Genomic DNA, 15511 nt, shown 5'->3' on the forward strand with positions numbered 1-15511 from the left:
ACGCCGGAGCCACAGGCCCCGACGTCAGACTTTCTGGATCCTGCGCGCGATTAGTCGTCGCGATGGACCTTTTCGCGGCGTTCGTGGCGTTCCTGGGCCTCAAGGCTCATGGTTGCGATCGGGCGGGCATCGAGGCGTTTCAGGGAGATCGGCTCTCCGGTGACTTCGCAATACCCATATTCACCCTCGTCAATGCGGCGGATGGCGGCGTCGATCTTGGCAACCAGCTTGCGCTGGCGGTCACGGGTGCGCAGCTCCAGCGCGCGGTCCGTTTCTTCGCTTGCGCGGTCGGCAACGTCGGGAATGTTTCGGGTATTGTCCTGCAATCCTTCGATTGTATCGCGGCTCTCTGCCAGGAGTTCCTGCTTCCAGTTCAGCAGCTTGCGACGGAAATACTCGGCCTGCCTTTCGTTCATGAAAGGCTCGTCTTCGGCCGGACGATAGTCTTCCGGCAGAAACATTTCTTGCTTCATTTCGGCTCCTTCGGTCTGGCCCATAATGCTGGTCTCTTTACTTTGTTCCAAGCACTGCGGCTCCCCATGCCGCAGCGTTTATCGCCTGCTGCACAGATTGTCACTACACAATAGTAAACGCGGCGGGTTAAAAGCGCTCTAATCATGCCGGACCAAAGGTTCAGGCGCAGACGGATCAACAAGGGATGCAGGACAGACATGCAGTTTCAGGGCACCAAGGACTATGTTGCAACAGATGATCTGAAGGTCGCAGTCAATGCCGCCGTGACACTGGAGCGCCCGCTTCTGGTCAAGGGTGAGCCGGGCACCGGCAAGACGGAGCTGGCCAAACAGGTGGCCGATGCCCTGGGCCTGCGCATGATCGAATGGAACGTCAAATCCACCACCCGCGCCCAGCAGGGTCTTTATGAATACGACGCGGTCAGCCGCCTGCGTGACAGCCAGTTGGGCGATGAGCGCGTGCATGACGTCAAGAACTACATCAAGAAGGGCAAGCTTTGGGAAGCCTTCGAGGCCGATGAAAAGGTCGTCCTTCTGATCGACGAGATCGACAAGGCCGACATCGAGTTTCCGAACGATTTGCTGCAGGAGCTCGACAAGATGGAGTTCCACGTCTACGAGACCGGCGAGACGATCCGCGCCAAGCAGCGCCCGATCATGATCATCACCTCCAACAACGAAAAGGAACTGCCGGACGCCTTTCTGCGCCGCTGTTTCTTCCACTACATCCGTTTCCCCGATGCCGAGACCATGAAGAAGATCGTCGAGGTGCACCACCCCGGCATCAAGGAAAGCCTGCTGACCACGGCGCTGACCCAGTTCTACGAGATCCGAGACACGGCCGGGCTGAAAAAGAAGCCTTCGACCTCGGAAGTGATCGACTGGCTGAAACTTCTTCTCGCCGAAGACCTGACAGCCGAGGATCTGGCCCGCAACGGTGCCGACGCCCTGCCCAAGCTGCACGGCGCTCTTCTCAAGAACGAACAGGACGTGCATCTGTTCGAGCGGCTGGCCTTCATGGCGCGCGGGCGGCGCGGCTGATATCGCCAGGGGGCCAGGTCTGCGCGAAAGATCAGCCCCGTCCCCGTTACGCCGCTCACGTTTACATCCTGCTGCATTCCATTATCCTTGCCGGGTCGCTGCCTGCCTTGGGCCGCGATCTGCCTGTACCCACCCTGCCCGCCTGAGCCCTGCCGGAGATCGCCGCTCTTGACCACACCAGCGCCCCGTTTCCCGGTCCGGACCTTGCGACGGGTCATTGCCGCCTTCAGCATGGCCGCCCTGCTGGGCTGCAGCACCGGCTTTGACAGCTCCCAGCCGAGCCGAGCAGCCATCGCAGAAAGCACCCTGCCCCCGGCAAAGGCCTTTGGGTCGTCAAACCCAGAGCCACCGCGCCGGGCCAACAGCGATATGGTTCGGGATTTCCTGGACCTGCATTTCAACCTCGAAGGCGGCGGCACCCTGCCCGTCTTCACGCGGTTTGAAGGCCCGATCACCCTGCGCCTGACCGGAACCTCGACCCCCGGGATGCGTCAGGATCTGCGCCGCCTCCTGGAGCGGTTGCGCACCGAGGGCGGCCTCGACATCTCGCTCACGAACGACGTCGGGGCCCAGATCACGATCGAGACCGTCTCGCGCAAGGCGATCCGCAGAACCTTGCCCAAAGCGGCCTGTTTCGTGGTGCCAAATGTGTCGTCCCTGGCTGAATTCCGGCGAAAGCGCCGCAGCCCGGACACCGACTGGACCCAACTGCGCAGCCGCGACCAGCTGGCGATCTTCCTGCCCAATGACGTAAGCCCGCAGGAAGCACGCGATTGCCTGCACGAGGAACTGGCCCAGGCCATCGGTCCCTTGAACGATCTCTACCGGCTGCCGGATTCGGTCTTTAACGATGACAACGTCCACACCGTGCTGACCGGGTTCGACATGCTGATCCTGCGCGCGACCTATGCGCCCGAGCTTGCAACCGGCATGAGCCGCGCCGAGGTCGCCGCCCGCCTGCCGGGGATATTTGCGCGCCTCAATCCTGCGGGTCAGCGCGTTGCGCCGCGCCCCCTGTCGCGGACGCCCCGCGCCTGGATCGATGCGATCGAGACCGCTCTTGGCCCCGACACGCGCCTTTCGCAGCGACGCATCGCGGCCCAGACGGCGGTGGAAATCGCGCGCAGGAACGGCTGGCGCGACCATCGGAGCGCCCAGGGGTATTATGTGCTCGGGCGCCTGATCCAGTCAGAGAACCCACAAGCCGCCCTGCGCCTGTTCTCATCCGCCATGGAGGTTCTGCGCAGCCAGCCGGGCACCGATCTGCATCAGGCCCGCCTGCGCCCGCGCATGGCTGCCGATGCCATCGCCCGTGGCAAGCCCGACACCGCACTGGAGCTGCTGTCCTCTGTCCCCGCCATCGCAACGCGCCATGAAAACGCGGCTCTTCTGGCCACAGCCTTGATGATGCAGGCCGAAGCGCTAGACCTTGCTGGGCAATTCGACGCCGCTGCTGCGGTCAGACTGGACAGCCTCGGATGGGCGCGCTACGGGTTTGGCCCGGAGTGGGCCGTGCGCGCCAAATTGCAGGAGGTGGCCAGCCTCAGGCCAGAGATCAACTGACCACGCCGCGCGGGCGCCCACGGGGACCACGTCGGCGGGTGCCGGAAACAGAATGAAACAGGCGGACAACACATGATCGTAATCGCTGCTTTGCTGCTGGGTGCAACCATCGGCGCTCTGACAGCCCGGAAACGTAACGGCAATCTGGCGGACATGCTGCAATATGGCGCTGTCTATGCCATCGGCTTTGGTATTGTCGGGATGCTGGCCACCCTGATCATCCACCGGATGGCCGTGTAACCGCGACAAGGATAGACCGCCGATGTTCCAGCCCTTTTTCGAGAACCTGCGGAAGGCCTCCGTTCCCGTGTCCCTGCGGGAGTACCTGACCTTTCTGGAGGGGATGAAACGCGGGCTGGCCACCTATGACATCGACGCCTTCTATTACCTTGCACGCGCCGCCATGGTGAAGGACGAGCGCAATATCGACAAGTTCGACCGCGCCTTTGCCGCCACCTTCGAAGGGCTGGAAGCACTGCCTGCCTCTGCCGTTCTGGAAGCCGTGGACATCCCCGAAGAGTGGCTGCGCAAAATGGCCGAAAAGCACCTTTCCGAGGAAGAGCGCGCCGAGATCGAGGCGCTTGGCGGTTTCGACAAGCTGATGGAGACCCTGAAAGAGCGCCTGAAAGAACAGGAAGGGCGCCATCAGGGTGGCAACAAGTGGATCGGCACCGCCGGCACCTCGCCCTTCGGGGCCTATGGATACAATCCCGAAGGCGTGCGTATCGGCCAGAAGGAAAGCCGACACCAGCGCGCGGTCAAGGTCTGGGACAAGCGCGAGTTCAAGAACCTCGACGGCGACGTCGAACTCGGCACCCGCAACATCAAGGTGGCCCTGAAACGCCTGCGCCGCTGGGTGCGGGAGGGTGCCGCCGAGGAGCTGGATCTCGACAACACCATCCGGGCCACCGCCGAGCACGGCTATCTGGATGTGAAAACCCGCCCCGAGCGGCACAATGCGGTCAAGGTGCTGCTGTTCCTTGACGTGGGCGGCTCGATGGATCCGCATATCAAGGTGGTGGAAGAGCTGTTCTCGGCCGCGCGCTCCGAGTTCAAGCACCTTGAGTATTACTATTTCCACAACTGCCTTTACGAAGGGGTCTGGCGCGATAACCGTCGCCGTTGGGATGCGCAGACGCCTACCCACGAGGTCCTGCGCACCTACGGCCCCGACTACAAGTGCATCTTTGTGGGCGATGCGTCGATGTCTCCTTACGAGATCGCCTATCCCGGCGGTGCAAACGAGCATTGGAACCAGGAGGCGGGCCAGGTCTGGCTGCAGCGTGCACGGGAGCAGTGGAAATCCAATCTCTGGATCAACCCTGTCCCCGAGAAATACTGGGACCACACCCACTCCATCGGCATGATCCGCGAGATCTTTGAGGACAGTATGGTCCCCATGACCCTGCACGGGCTGGAAAAGGGCATGCGCGAGCTGACCCGTTAAGGAGCCAATTCCGCAGGGACCGGCTACTTTCAAATTTTCTAAAACCCGCGGCATTTCCGGACAGCTGAGCAAGAAAACTTAAACAGGTATTAAGCCTGCCCTTTTAGCGTCGTTCGTCAGTTAAGCGTCCCTTGCGAGTTCTGCTCAGTTTATGATCACCAGCTTTGGAACTGACGGCACCTCTGTGCCCGAGTTGCGCCTAGGAGAGATCCTTGGCGCCCTTAGCCATGCTCTGGACATGACAGAAGGGCAGCCCAAGGGGCATTGCATCCGCTGCGCCTGGATTGGCATGCAGGTGGCCGAGGCGCTGAACCTGCCCGCGGACACCCGCAAGGATCTCTATTTCACGCTTCTGATGAAGGACACCGGCTGCAGCTCGAATGCGGCGCGGATCAACCAGCTTTACATGATGGACGATCTGGCCTTCAAACGGAACTTCAAGCGGGTGAACGGTTACCGCCAGGGCATGCCCTTCGTGTTGCGCGCAACCGCCAAGGGGGCGCCGACGCTGACGCGGCTGAAAAGACTGGGCCATGTGATCGCCAAGAAGGAAAGCATCAACGACGAGCTGATCCAGACCCGCTGCGGACGCGGTGCAGAGATCGCGCGCCGAATGCGGTTTTCCGAAGAGGTTGCCGAGGCGATTGCCGCCCTGGATGAACACTGGGATGGTGGCGGCCGCCCCCTTGGCATGAGCCGCGAGCAGATCCCGCTGTTGTCTCGCATTGCCCTGATGGCGCAGGTGACGGATGTCTTCGTGATGGATTTCGGCGCCGAAGAGGCTGCGGCAGAACTGGAGGCCCGCGCCGAGATCTGGTTCGATCCGGATCTTGTCCCCGTCTTTACCCGGATCATCCGTCGCCCCGGTTTTGCTGCGGAGCTGAAATCTCCCCAGCTTGAAAACGAGGTGTTTTCCAGCGCCCACGCCCTTCAGATCGCAGATGTGGACGAGGACTATCTGGATGAGATCAGCCATGCCTTTGCGCTGGTCATCGATGCCAAAAGCCCTTTTACGCACGGTCATTCAGAGCGGGTTGCCCGCTATACCCGGATGATCTGCAGCCAGCTTGGCCTGTCCCCCGCCCAGATCCGATGGATGGCCCGCGCAGCCCTTTTGCATGACATCGGCAAGCTGGGAATCTCAAACAGCATCCTCGACAAGCCCGGCAGGTTGACCCGCGACGAGATGGAGACCATTCGTCAACACCCCATCTGGGGCCACGAGGTGCTGAGCCGCGTGGGCGCCTTCCGCCAGATGGCGGACGTTATTGTTGCCCATCACGAACGCCCCGATGGAATGGGATACCCCTATGGTCTGCAAGGCGACCAGTTGACGCTGGAAATGCGGATCCTGGCGGTGGCCGACATCTTCGACGCGCTGACCGCCGACCGGCCCTACCGCGAGGCCCTCCCACTGGAGGAGGCATTCGGCATCATGGATAAAATGGCTGGCAGCGGTCTTGATCCCGATTGCTATGTCGCCCTTCAGGATGCCATCACCCAAAGCGGCTGGCCCGCGCGCAGCCTCGCAGGTGACACCGATTGGGACAGCGAAACGGCAATGTCCTCGGAGTCGGGTCAACAAACCGCCTGAGCGGGTAGGCCCGCCGCCCTGCATCTCCTCCACGCTGCGATTGGCCCCGATCCTGTCGGCCGTGATCTATGGCCTGATTTCCTCCCGGATTTCCGTCTTGCGGACCCACCGCGCGCCAAATGCCCGTTCGATCCGCCTTGCCGATCCGCTCCTGAAACACTGACCCACTCCCGCAAACCGGCCTTTTCCATTAATCTGACGTTATGCCTCTCTTCCTAGACTGCAGCCCGTGTTGCCGGGTCTTCTGGTTTGGCCTTGCCGGTGCAGCGATTGAGGTTATGCGGCGTAGATGAAGACCCCAGATCCCGTCCACCCCTACCCGGCGGCCTCCAGCCTGCGTCTGGGCGAATTGCTTGGCGCACTCAGCCATGCGCTTGACATGACCGAAGGCCAGCCCAAAGGCCATTGTGTGCGCTGCTGCTGGATCGGGCTGGAGGTGGCAGATGCGCTGGCGCTGTCCCACCAGCATCGGGAAGATCTTTATTTTGCGCTGCTGATGAAGGATCTGGGATGCAGTTCCAATGCGGCGCGGATCTGCCAGCTTTATCTGACGGACGATCTGAGCTTCAAACGCGATTTCAAGACCGTGCGCGGCACCCGCAAGGGGATCCGGTTTCTGACCAGCAATACTGCCGTGCGATCCCCGGTGATGCAGCGGATCAAGACGCTGGGCCATGTTTTGTCCAACAATGACGCCATCGCGCAGGAGCTGATCCAGACCCGGTGCGACAGGGGTGCAGAGATTGCCCGCCAGATGCGGTTCTCCGAAGAGGTGGCCACGGCCATCGCCTGCCTTGACGAACATTGGGATGGCGCCGGTCGGCCCATGGGCCTGAAGGGCGCAGAGATCCCGCTGATGTCGCGCATTGCCCTGATGGCGCAGGTCACGGATGTGTTCACGTTGGAACTAGGCGCCGAAGCCGCCGCACTGGAACTGGAAGCGCGCGCCGGCAAGTGGTTCGACCCGGATCTGGTGCCGGTCTTTACCGAAGTGATCCGCCGCCCCGGTTTTGCAGAGGATCTGACCGATCCTGCCCGCGAAGAAGATGTCTTTGCCCGCGCGCCAGCCAGCCATACCCTACACTTGGATGAGGATTATCTGGATGAGATCAGCCATGCCTTTGCGCTGGTGATCGACGCCAAGAGCCCCTTTACCCACGGCCATTCGGAACGTGTCGCCCGCTATACGGGCATGATCTGCGAACAATTGGGACATGCCCCTGCCCACCGCCGCTGGATGGTACGCGCGGCCCTGTTGCATGACATCGGCAAGCTGGGCGTCTCAAACAGCATTCTCGACAAACCCGGCAAACTGACGGACGAGGAATTCGCCCAGATCAAACGCCATCCCGTCCTGGGCCATGAAGTCCTGAGCCGCATCGCCGCCTTTCAGGAACTGGCAGACGTGGCCTCGGCCCATCATGAACGTCTGGACGGAAAGGGATACCCCCATGGCGTGGGCGCAGACGCGCTCAGTCTGGACATGCGGATACTTGCGGTTACGGATATCTTCGATGCGCTGACCGCCGACCGCCCCTATCGCGCAGCCATGCCCCTGGAAAAAGCCTATGCCATCATGGACGATCTCGCTGGAACTGCGATAGATACGGACTGTTATGCCGCCCTGCAGGATGCGATCTGCCTCAGCGGCTGGCCGGCGCCTAAGCTGACAACAGATGGCGCAATGGACGCCCCCGAGGAACAGAGCAAACATTCTGCTTGAGCGCAGGCCTGCGCCGCCCCATATCTAGGCCATGCTGCGTTTGACCCCGATCCTTCTGGCCGTGATCTATGGCCTGATTTCCTACCGGATTTCCGTCTGGCGGACCCACCGCGAGCTGGACGCCCGCTCCACCCGCCTTGCCGATCCGCGCCTGAAAAAGCTGACCGACCGCCTGGCGGCAGCGCTTGAGGTCGCGGACATTCCCGTCTTCATCTACGAGGTGGACCCGGTAAATGGCCTTGCCGCACCGGACGGGCGCATCTTCATCACCCGAGGCTTTTATCGCAAGTATGAGGCGGGCGAGGTCACCGATGCCGAGCTGGCCTCGGTCATCGCCCATGAGATCGGCCATGTGGCGCTGGGGCACTCGAAGAAGCGGATCATCGATTTTTCCGGCCAGAACGCCCTGCGCACGGCGCTGATGATGATCCTGGGCCGCTACATTCCCTTTGTCGGCCCCTGGATCGCGGGGCTGCTTGCCAACCTGCTGGCCGCCCGCCTGTCGCGCGGGGATGAATATGAGGCGGATGAATATGCCGCCGCCCTTCTGATGAAGGCGGGCATCGGGGTCGAGCCGCAGAAAACCCTCTTCCGCAAACTCGAAGAGCTGACACAGTCGCGCGCAGGCATGGCCCCGGCCTGGCTGATGAGCCACCCGAAAACCGACCAGCGCATCGCCGCCATCGAACGCCTTGAGGCGGACTGGGCCAAGGGCTGAGCGACCGGTGGTGACGGCGGGTCATTTCATGCGGCATGACTTGCTTCCCGTGACTGGAAGGCCCACATCTGGTCAGAGACAAACGTCACGAGGCCCCTTTCCATGCGTTATTCCCTGCTCGACCTTGCTCCGGTGCCCGAAGGGACGGACATCCCGCAGGCGCTGAAAAACAGCACTGAACTGGCCCGCCACGCCGAACGCCTTGGCTATCATCGCTACTGGCTGGCCGAGCATCACAACATGCCGGGGATCGCCAGCGCCGCCACTGCCGTGCTGATCGGCCATATCGCCAGCCAGACCAGCACTATGCGCATCGGGGCCGGCGGCATCATGCTGCCCAACCACGCGCCCTATATGGTGGCCGAGGCCTTTGGCACCCTGGCCTCTCTTTATGGCGACCGGATCGATCTGGGGTTGGGCCGTGCGCCGGGCACCGATATGCAGACGGCCCGCGCACTGCGCCGTGGCATGGGGGCTGCGGCCAGTGGCGACAGTTTCCCGCAGGATGTCATCGACCTCATCGGTTTCATGGCGCCCGAAGATCCGCAGGCCCCGGTGCGCGCCTTTCCGGGGCAAGGCACCAACGTGCCCGTGTGGATCCTCGGCTCCAGCCTTTATGGCGCGCAGCTTGCCGCGCATTTGGGCCTGCCTTACGCCTTTGCCTCGCATTTCGCGCCGCAGGCGCTGGAGGAGGCGCTGGAGGTCTACCGCCGGTCCTTCCAGCCCTCGGTCTTTCTGGACAAGCCCCATGCGATGATGGCGATCAACGTCTTTGCCGCCGATACCGACGCGGAAGGCATTCGCCTGCGCACCACGATGCAGCAGGCCTTTGCCCGCCTGCGTCTGGGCCGCCCGGGCAAGCTGCCCGCCCCGGTCGATGACATCCACGATCATCTTCAGCCGCATGTTCTGGCAGGGGTCAACGAGGCGCTGCGCATCACCGCCGTCGGCGGCCCTGAAACCGTGCGGAACCAGCTTTCGGAGATCATCGGCAGATATCAGCCCGACGAGGTAATCCTGACCGGCCAGATCCACGACCATGGCGCGCGAATGCATTCGTTTGAAATCGCCGCCGGTATCCTGAAAGAAATCTGACGCTCAGCCCGCCAGCGCCTTGGCCAGCCGGGGCAGACGCGCCTTTTTCAAAAGGGGCCGCATCTCCCAGACGCCCCCTGACAGGCGGTTGGCCTCGGCAAGAACAGCCTTGCCCACGGCTTCCATCCCCGCCTGTTCCTTGAGCCACAGGTCATAAAGCAGCTCATCCGGGCCGATGCGTTTCAGCCCCTCTTCGGACAGGGTATGGCGCGGGAAATCCTTGGTGTTCATAGTGACGATGCCATCGGCATGGCCAGCAATCGCGGCGGCCAGCACATGCACATCCGCCGCATCCGGCAGCCAGAGCCGCGCCTCCACGCCCGGTGCGGGCGGAACCACGGCGCTCGGCCAGTTCGCCTGCAACAGCGCAACCTCGCCCTGCGCCTGCGCCGCGCCCTCGGGGCCGAGTTTCTGCGCCGCGCGGCGCCATTCTTCGAGAATGCGCTCGGACCAGAGCGGCGTATAAAGCCCCAGCCGCGCCGCTCCCAAAAGCATTTCCCGCATCACGGTGGGATAAAGGACGCATGTGTCGAGGAGAAGCTTCACGAAGATCAGTCCAGCCGGAAGAAGACGGCCTTGAGGTAGCCGCTTTCCGCGAGCTGCGGCATCTGCGGATGGTCGGGGCCTGCGTATCCGGTGTGAATAAGCTGTCCGCGCCGCCCCGCCTTGCCGATCCCGCGCGCCGAGGCATTGCGGAAGCGCGTCAGATCCGCTGCATGTGAGCAGGAACAAAGGCCGAGATAGCCGCCCGACGCCACCAGCGGCGCGGCCAGCTTGGCCACCCGTTCATAGGCGCGCAGGCCCGCCTCCAGCGCGTTCTTGGACGGCGCAAAGGCGGGCGGATCACAGATCACCACGTCAAACCGCGCGCCCTCTGCGCCCAAGGCCGTCAGCACATCAAAGGCATCGCCCTGCCGCGCGGTGAAGCGATCCTGCCAACCCGCGGCGGCAGCGCCCTGCCCCGCCAGATCCAGCGCCGCTGCAGACCCATCGACGCAAGTGGCATGAGCCGCGCCAGCGGCCAACATGGCAAGGCCAAAACCGCCCACATGGGAAAACACATCGAGCACCTTGGCACCCGGCGCCACCAGCCGCGCGGCAAAGGCATGGTTTTCGCGCTGATCAAAGAACAGGCCGGTTTTCTGACCTCCGGTGAGGTCGGCCATATAGGTGGCTGCGTTCATCACCACCGGCACAGGGTCGCTGGGCGTCTCGCCCAACAGCGTTGCATTCTGATCGTCCAGCCCCTCAAGGCCCCGGGTGCGGCCAGAGGCGTTCTTCAGGATCACAGTTGCACCGGTCACCTCGGCAAGGGCGGCGGTCAGCGCCTCCAGATGCGCCTCGGCCCAGGCGGCGTTGGGCTGCACCACGCAGGCCTCCCCGAACCGGTCGATCACAACGCCAGGCAGACCGTCCGCCTCAGCATGGACCAGACGGTAATAAGGCGCATCATAAAGCTGCGCGCGCATCTCCTGCGCGCGCTGCAGACGGGCGGCGAACCAGGCCTGATCGATCACCGCTTCGGGGTCGCGGTCCAGCATCCGGGCGATGATCTTGCTTTCGGGGTTGACCGCCACAAGGCCCATGGGGCGCGCGGCCTCGTCCTCCAGCACCGCCAGTGTACCCGGCGCCAGCTTGCGGGTGCGCCGGTCGGTCACCAACTCGTTGGCATAGACCCAAGGGAAGCCGTGGCGGATCGCGCGGGCGTTCGCCTTGGGCATCAGTTTGACACGGGCGCGCGTGGGCGCGGCGGAGGTGGAGGCTGTATCTGTCATGCCCCCTCATAGACCCAAGGCGGATCGAGGGGAAGAGGATGCGTGGCTTCGCTCAGCGATCCCGGCTGCGCCAGCCGCCGCGCCTGCGGGGCCCGGTCATCTCGGCCAGCCCTTCGGTCAGAACGGCCCGCATGGGATGATCCTGCGGCTGGTCCGCGTATCGCTCCAGAAGGGCACCGATGGCATCCCGGCTGTCTTGCCCCGCCGGCAGGCTCAGCGCCCAGTCCAGGAAGATGCTGCGGCACTGGCTGGCGTCGATACCTTCGATGCGAAAGGCCTCGCGGATCAGACCTTTTGGGTCCATCGGATCCTGTTCACTGCGTGCCGGCATCGGCCCCTTCCCGTTTCAAAGCCGCATCAATAATGTCGCTGCATGCCAGATAGCGCGCGGCGAGATCCTCCTCAAGCGCCTCAAGCGTTTCGAACCCGCTGCTGCGGCAGAGAAACAGCGCGCCCCCCTCTCCGATCGTGGCCGCCTCGAGCCCCTTGGCCGACAACAGACGCGCCGCGGTCTGCACCGACCAGTATAGGCGATAGGCATCAGACAGGATTTGGCTTTCAGCGACACTCAGCCAGCCGCAGGCGACAGCCCCTTGCAGCCCGCCAGCCACATCGCGCACGCCCTTGGCCGACAACAGCGCCCCGGCCTGGGCCACCAGTTCGATATCCATCATCCGCCCCGGTCCGGTCTTGGCATCCCAGATCCCGGCAGGCGCCTTTGCCGCCGCTATGCGGGCGCGCATGGTGGCAACTTCGGTCAGGGTTTCTCCGCGGGCCCGAGGGCGGGACAGGACGCCGACCCGGATCTTTTCGATGTCTGCGCACAGATCATCCGGGCCCGCAATGGTGCGGGCACGGGTCAGTGCCAGATGCTCCCAGGTCCAGGCTTCGTTGTGCTGATAGTCGGTAAAACCGGCAAGGCTGGTGGCCACCGGCCCCTGATTGCCCGAGGGGCGCAATCGCATGTCCACCTCGTAAAGCCGCCCCTGCGCCATGGGGGCCGTCAGCGCGGTGATCAAGGCCTGGGTCAGACGCGCGAAATAGGTGCGCGTGGCCAGCGGGCGTTTGCCATCCGAAGTCTCGACGTCTTGCGGGTCGTAAATCACGATCACGTCAAGGTCGGACTGCGCGTTGATCCGCCCCGCACCGAGCGATCCCATGGCCACCACCGCCGCGCCGCGTCCCGGCGGACTGCCGTGTTTCGTTGCAAACTGCGCCTCAACGCAGGGCACAAGAGCCGCGATCACCGCCTCGGCCAGTTCGGCATAATGAACGCCTGCGCCTTCGGCATCGACCAGCCCACGCAAATGGTGCACGCCAATGCGGAAATGCCATTCCTTGCACCAGCGCCTGGCGGCATCAAGCTGCGCCTCATAGTCGCCTTCCGCCTCCAGCAAATCCGCAAGCTGCCGGATGAGGGTTTCTTTGCCAGGCCAGGGATCGAAAAACGACCCGCCGATCACGGCATCAAAGACACCGGAATTGCGCGACAGAAAAGCCGCCAGATCTGCAGATGTGCCGACGATATCGACCAGAAGATCCATCAGCTGCGGATTGGCCTCAAATAGCGAGAAAAGCTGCACCCCTGCAGGCAGCCCCGACAGGAACCCGTCGAGCGCCAGGAGCGCCTCGCCCGGCTTGGCGGTGCGGGACAGGCGCGACAGAAGCTCAGGTTTCAGCCGCTCGAAGATCTGCGCGCCCCGCGCCGAGCGCAGCGCCGGGTAGGTCCGCCAGCGGGCAATCACCGCCTTGTCCAGCCCCTCGGGCACGGCAGGCGAGGATGCTGGCACCGCATCGGGAGCAAAGAAATCCTCGGTCAGGGCATGCACCTCGGTCAGGCGGTCCCGGATGTCCTTGAGCAGATCAGCCGGATCGCGCCCCATCAGGCAGGCGACGCGGGCGATACCGTCTTCGGATTGCGGCATCCGGTGGGTCTGAGCGTCATGCACCATCTGGATGCGGTGCTCTACCTCGCGGTGAAAGCGGTAGTGCCCCGTCAGCGTGTCTGCCACATCGCGCGGGATCCAGCCCTTGGCCGCCAGGGCGGCGAGGCTTTCGACCGTCCCCCGCAGGCGCAGGCTTTCATCACGCCCCCCCGCAATAAGCTGTCGGGTCTGGGTGAAAAACTCGATCTCGCGGATGCCGCCCCGCCCCAGTTTCATGTCATGCCCCGGCACGGTGATCGCGCTGCCCGTGCCCTTGTTCTCGCGGATCCGCAGGCGCATGTCATGGGCATCCTGGATGGCCGCGAAATCAAGGTGGCGACGCCAGACAAAAGGACGCAAGGCTGTCAGGAAACGTGTCCCGGCAGCAATGTCGCCTGCGCAGGCCCGCGCCTTGATGTAGGCGGCCCGCTCCCAGGTGCGCCCAAGGCTTTCGTAATAGCGCTCTGCCGCCTCCATCGCGAGGGCCACCGGCGTCACCGATGGATCGGGACGCAGGCGCAGGTCGGTACGGAAGACGTAGCCATCGCCGGTCTTGTCGCTCAAAAGCGCGCACATGTTGCGGGTGGCGCGCACCATGCCCTGCCGCGCCTCAAAGAAGTCACCCGGATCAAAGCGGGTTTCGTCAAAAAGGCAGATCAGGTCGATGTCGGAGGAATAGTTCAGCTCATGCGCGCCCATCTTCCCCATGGCGAGAATGGTCAGGCCGCCCGCCGTTTCCACGTCATCCTCGGTCAGTCCCGGCAGCTTTTTGCGCCGGATCAGGGCGGCGATCTCGGCCTTGATCGCCACATCGGCGCAAAGCGCCCCAAAATCCGTCAGCGCCCCGGTGACCTGTTCCAGGGGCCAGACCCCGCCCAGATCGCACAGGGCCGTCAAAAGCGCCACCCGCCGTTTGGCCTGACGCAAGCCGGATTTGAGTTGCTCCGGCGCCATCTCGCGGCAGTCGGCAAACACCCGGTCCAAAGCCTGCGCCGGGGCGTCCAGCGCCTCCGGGAGCCAGTCTGCCTCTTTCGAGATCAACCCCATCAAATATGGGCTTGAGCCGCCTGCACCGGCGACCAGTTCTGCTGCGGCCCCTGTCAGCCCGGGCACAAGCGAGCGGGCCTCGGTGCCAAGCGCGGCATCAAAAGCGTATGGAAGGCGGCTGGTCTCAAGAGCATGGGTCATGGCGCGACTTTGTTGCCCAGGAAGCGGAGCGTCAATGCGCTTTTTATTCAACGGGTTCCCTTATGCGTTTCCCTTGCGTCAATACAGGTCCGGAATACCCGCATAGCAGCCTGGAAGCGCCCCGTTCTATCGTCTGACGTGGCTATGCTCCGCTGTCTTGCCTGCGCCCTTGTCAGACGGTTCCGATATTTCAGAGTTACGGGGCAGACGGTCAATGTTGAACATCCTCAGGTGTCAGGCTTATGGATACTTCAATCCCGGTATCGAGTGATCAGTTTCTCTCTGGCTCGCACGAGCATAGCCACACCTCGGGACGACCTGCCCCCCAGCAAAAACGGCTATGCAGACCGTGGGCGCCGGATCCGCACGCTGCAACTGCATCCGTGATCTGGCGCGCTGGCAATGCCCTAAGAAAGGGAGGGATTTGGGAAACTTTTGTTAAAACCCTAACGAGTTTTAACGGAAACTTGGCGAATGCCCCTGCCGATGCCACAATGCAGCCCGTTTTGTCGCGGAAGCTAAAGGCATATCCGGGCAGAATTGCCCCGCCTGCAGAACGCAGGCCACGGGCGCCCTCATGGCACGCCTCACATCAACCGCACGAGCCGCCAACATGCCAACTAGGCCCAGCATCTGCGGCAGCACAAAAACGATAGCAACAATCGGAGAACGCCTTGTCCAGTAAGGCTCAGCAAAGACAGGCCGCGCCGGGATACCTCAGCAAATCCATTGGGCTGGTATCCTCTGCGGCCCGCGCTGCCGGCGTTGACCTCGGCGCAGCGATGAAAAGTGGCAAGATAACCGCCGTGGACTACGCACAAATGGTTCAGCGGTGCAATTCCTCCACATGCGCCCTCAAATGCCAGCACTGGCGGAACTCGGCAGACCGCCCGTCCGGTGCACCCTCGTTTTGCAGCAACCTCGACATCCTGGAGCGCCTGAGACCGTAGGCACAGGAGTTCTGGCCAC

14 protein-coding genes are annotated in these 15511 nt (G+C 63.2%); 9 read left to right on the top strand and 5 right to left on the bottom strand.

Annotated elements, in window-relative coordinates; all coding sequences use genetic code 11:
- Positions 1-50 precede the first annotated feature (50 nt).
- On the bottom strand, positions 51-473 hold the full coding sequence (dksA, locus tag AADA15_RS02185) for an RNA polymerase-binding protein DksA (RefSeq protein ID WP_341639904.1): 423 nt from the start codon (positions 471-473) through the stop codon (positions 51-53).
- A 198-nt stretch (positions 474-671) separates the two neighbouring features.
- Between dksA and AADA15_RS02190 the strand changes: the two genes are divergently transcribed.
- The 8 genes from AADA15_RS02190 to AADA15_RS02225 all read left to right on the top strand — a co-directional run bounded on the left by AADA15_RS02190 (position 672) and on the right by AADA15_RS02225 (position 9654).
- Positions 672-1514 carry an AAA family ATPase gene (locus tag AADA15_RS02190; protein ID WP_192966959.1) on the top strand — a complete coding sequence of 281 codons (843 nt, stop codon included), beginning with the start codon at positions 672-674 and terminating at the stop codon, positions 1512-1514.
- Positions 1515-1745: 231 nt separating this feature from the next.
- Positions 1746-3077 (top strand): DUF2927 domain-containing protein, encoded by a 1332-nt coding sequence (locus AADA15_RS02195; protein ID WP_437343164.1) that lies wholly within the window; start codon positions 1746-1748, stop codon positions 3075-3077.
- 72 nt (positions 3078-3149) lie between these two features.
- Positions 3150-3317: a hypothetical protein gene (locus tag AADA15_RS02200; RefSeq protein ID WP_341639906.1), complete on the top strand. Its 168-nt coding sequence runs from the start codon at positions 3150-3152 to the stop codon at positions 3315-3317.
- Between the two features lie 22 nt (positions 3318-3339).
- The gene (locus AADA15_RS02205; protein WP_341639907.1) at positions 3340-4524 is read left to right on the top strand and encodes a vWA domain-containing protein; all 1185 of its coding nucleotides are present in this window, start codon (positions 3340-3342) and stop codon (positions 4522-4524) included.
- A gap of 151 nt (positions 4525-4675) precedes the next feature.
- Positions 4676-6118, top strand: coding sequence for an HD-GYP domain-containing protein (locus AADA15_RS02210; RefSeq protein WP_341639908.1), 1443 nt, complete (start codon positions 4676-4678; stop codon positions 6116-6118).
- Positions 6119-6407: 289 nt separating this feature from the next.
- A complete protein-coding gene (locus AADA15_RS02215) occupies positions 6408-7841 on the top strand; it encodes an HD-GYP domain-containing protein (protein WP_341639909.1) in 1434 nt (477 codons plus the stop codon).
- A gap of 31 nt (positions 7842-7872) precedes the next feature.
- On the top strand, positions 7873-8559 hold the full coding sequence (locus tag AADA15_RS02220; protein ID WP_341639910.1) for a M48 family metallopeptidase: 687 nt from the start codon (positions 7873-7875) through the stop codon (positions 8557-8559).
- A gap of 102 nt (positions 8560-8661) precedes the next feature.
- Positions 8662-9654, top strand: coding sequence for an LLM class flavin-dependent oxidoreductase (locus AADA15_RS02225; protein ID WP_341639911.1), 993 nt, complete (start codon positions 8662-8664; stop codon positions 9652-9654).
- Between the two features lie 3 nt (positions 9655-9657).
- Here AADA15_RS02225 and AADA15_RS02230 read toward each other — a convergent pair whose 3' ends face one another.
- Genes AADA15_RS02230 through glnE form a run of 4 tightly spaced genes read right to left on the bottom strand, consistent with a single transcriptional unit; the run spans position 9658 to position 14542 of the window.
- Positions 9658-10200 (bottom strand): RSP_2648 family PIN domain-containing protein, encoded by a 543-nt coding sequence (locus tag AADA15_RS02230; protein ID WP_341639912.1) that lies wholly within the window; start codon positions 10198-10200, stop codon positions 9658-9660.
- Positions 10201-10205: 5 nt separating this feature from the next.
- Positions 10206-11429, bottom strand: a complete 1224-nt coding sequence (locus AADA15_RS02235; RefSeq protein ID WP_341639913.1) for an RSP_2647 family RNA methyltransferase — start codon at positions 11427-11429, stop codon at positions 10206-10208.
- A 52-nt stretch (positions 11430-11481) separates the two neighbouring features.
- A complete protein-coding gene (locus tag AADA15_RS02240) occupies positions 11482-11760 on the bottom strand; it encodes a hypothetical protein (protein ID WP_341639914.1) in 279 nt (92 codons plus the stop codon).
- Positions 11744-14542, bottom strand: a complete 2799-nt coding sequence (gene glnE / locus AADA15_RS02245) for a bifunctional [glutamate--ammonia ligase]-adenylyl-L-tyrosine phosphorylase/[glutamate--ammonia-ligase] adenylyltransferase (protein WP_341639915.1) — start codon at positions 14540-14542, stop codon at positions 11744-11746. The genes AADA15_RS02240 and glnE overlap by 17 nt, the downstream gene beginning before the upstream one ends.
- 674 nt (positions 14543-15216) lie before the next feature.
- Here glnE and AADA15_RS19285 point away from each other — a divergent pair.
- Entirely contained in the window at positions 15217-15492 is a 276-nt protein-coding gene (locus tag AADA15_RS19285) for a DUF6455 family protein (RefSeq protein ID WP_437343160.1), read from the top strand.
- Positions 15493-15511: the final 19 nt, after the last annotated feature.

This window comes from Phycobacter sedimenti (assembly GCF_038148855.1).
Taxonomy (GTDB): Bacteria; Pseudomonadota; Alphaproteobacteria; order Rhodobacterales; family Rhodobacteraceae; genus Phycobacter; species Phycobacter sedimenti.

Excerpts from the sequence above, each read along its gene's own strand:
- dksA (WP_341639904.1), bottom strand. The coding sequence starts at position 473 with ATGAAGCAAGAAATGTTTCTGCCGGAAGACTATCGTCCGGCCGAAGAC.
- AADA15_RS02190 (WP_192966959.1), top strand. The coding sequence starts at position 672 with ATGCAGTTTCAGGGCACCAAGGACTATGTTGCAACAGATGATCTGAAG.
- AADA15_RS02195 (WP_437343164.1), top strand. The coding sequence starts at position 1,746 with ATGGCCGCCCTGCTGGGCTGCAGCACCGGCTTTGACAGCTCCCAGCCG.
- AADA15_RS02200 (WP_341639906.1), top strand. The coding sequence starts at position 3,150 with ATGATCGTAATCGCTGCTTTGCTGCTGGGTGCAACCATCGGCGCTCTG.
- AADA15_RS02205 (WP_341639907.1), top strand. The coding sequence starts at position 3,340 with ATGTTCCAGCCCTTTTTCGAGAACCTGCGGAAGGCCTCCGTTCCCGTG.
- AADA15_RS02210 (WP_341639908.1), top strand. The coding sequence starts at position 4,676 with ATGATCACCAGCTTTGGAACTGACGGCACCTCTGTGCCCGAGTTGCGC.
- AADA15_RS02215 (WP_341639909.1), top strand. The coding sequence starts at position 6,408 with ATGAAGACCCCAGATCCCGTCCACCCCTACCCGGCGGCCTCCAGCCTG.
- AADA15_RS02220 (WP_341639910.1), top strand. The coding sequence starts at position 7,873 with ATGCTGCGTTTGACCCCGATCCTTCTGGCCGTGATCTATGGCCTGATT.
- AADA15_RS02225 (WP_341639911.1), top strand. The coding sequence starts at position 8,662 with ATGCGTTATTCCCTGCTCGACCTTGCTCCGGTGCCCGAAGGGACGGAC.
- AADA15_RS02235 (WP_341639913.1), bottom strand. The coding sequence starts at position 11,429 with ATGACAGATACAGCCTCCACCTCCGCCGCGCCCACGCGCGCCCGTGTC.
- AADA15_RS02240 (WP_341639914.1), bottom strand. The coding sequence starts at position 11,760 with ATGCCGGCACGCAGTGAACAGGATCCGATGGACCCAAAAGGTCTGATC.
- glnE (WP_341639915.1), bottom strand. The coding sequence starts at position 14,542 with ATGACCCATGCTCTTGAGACCAGCCGCCTTCCATACGCTTTTGATGCC.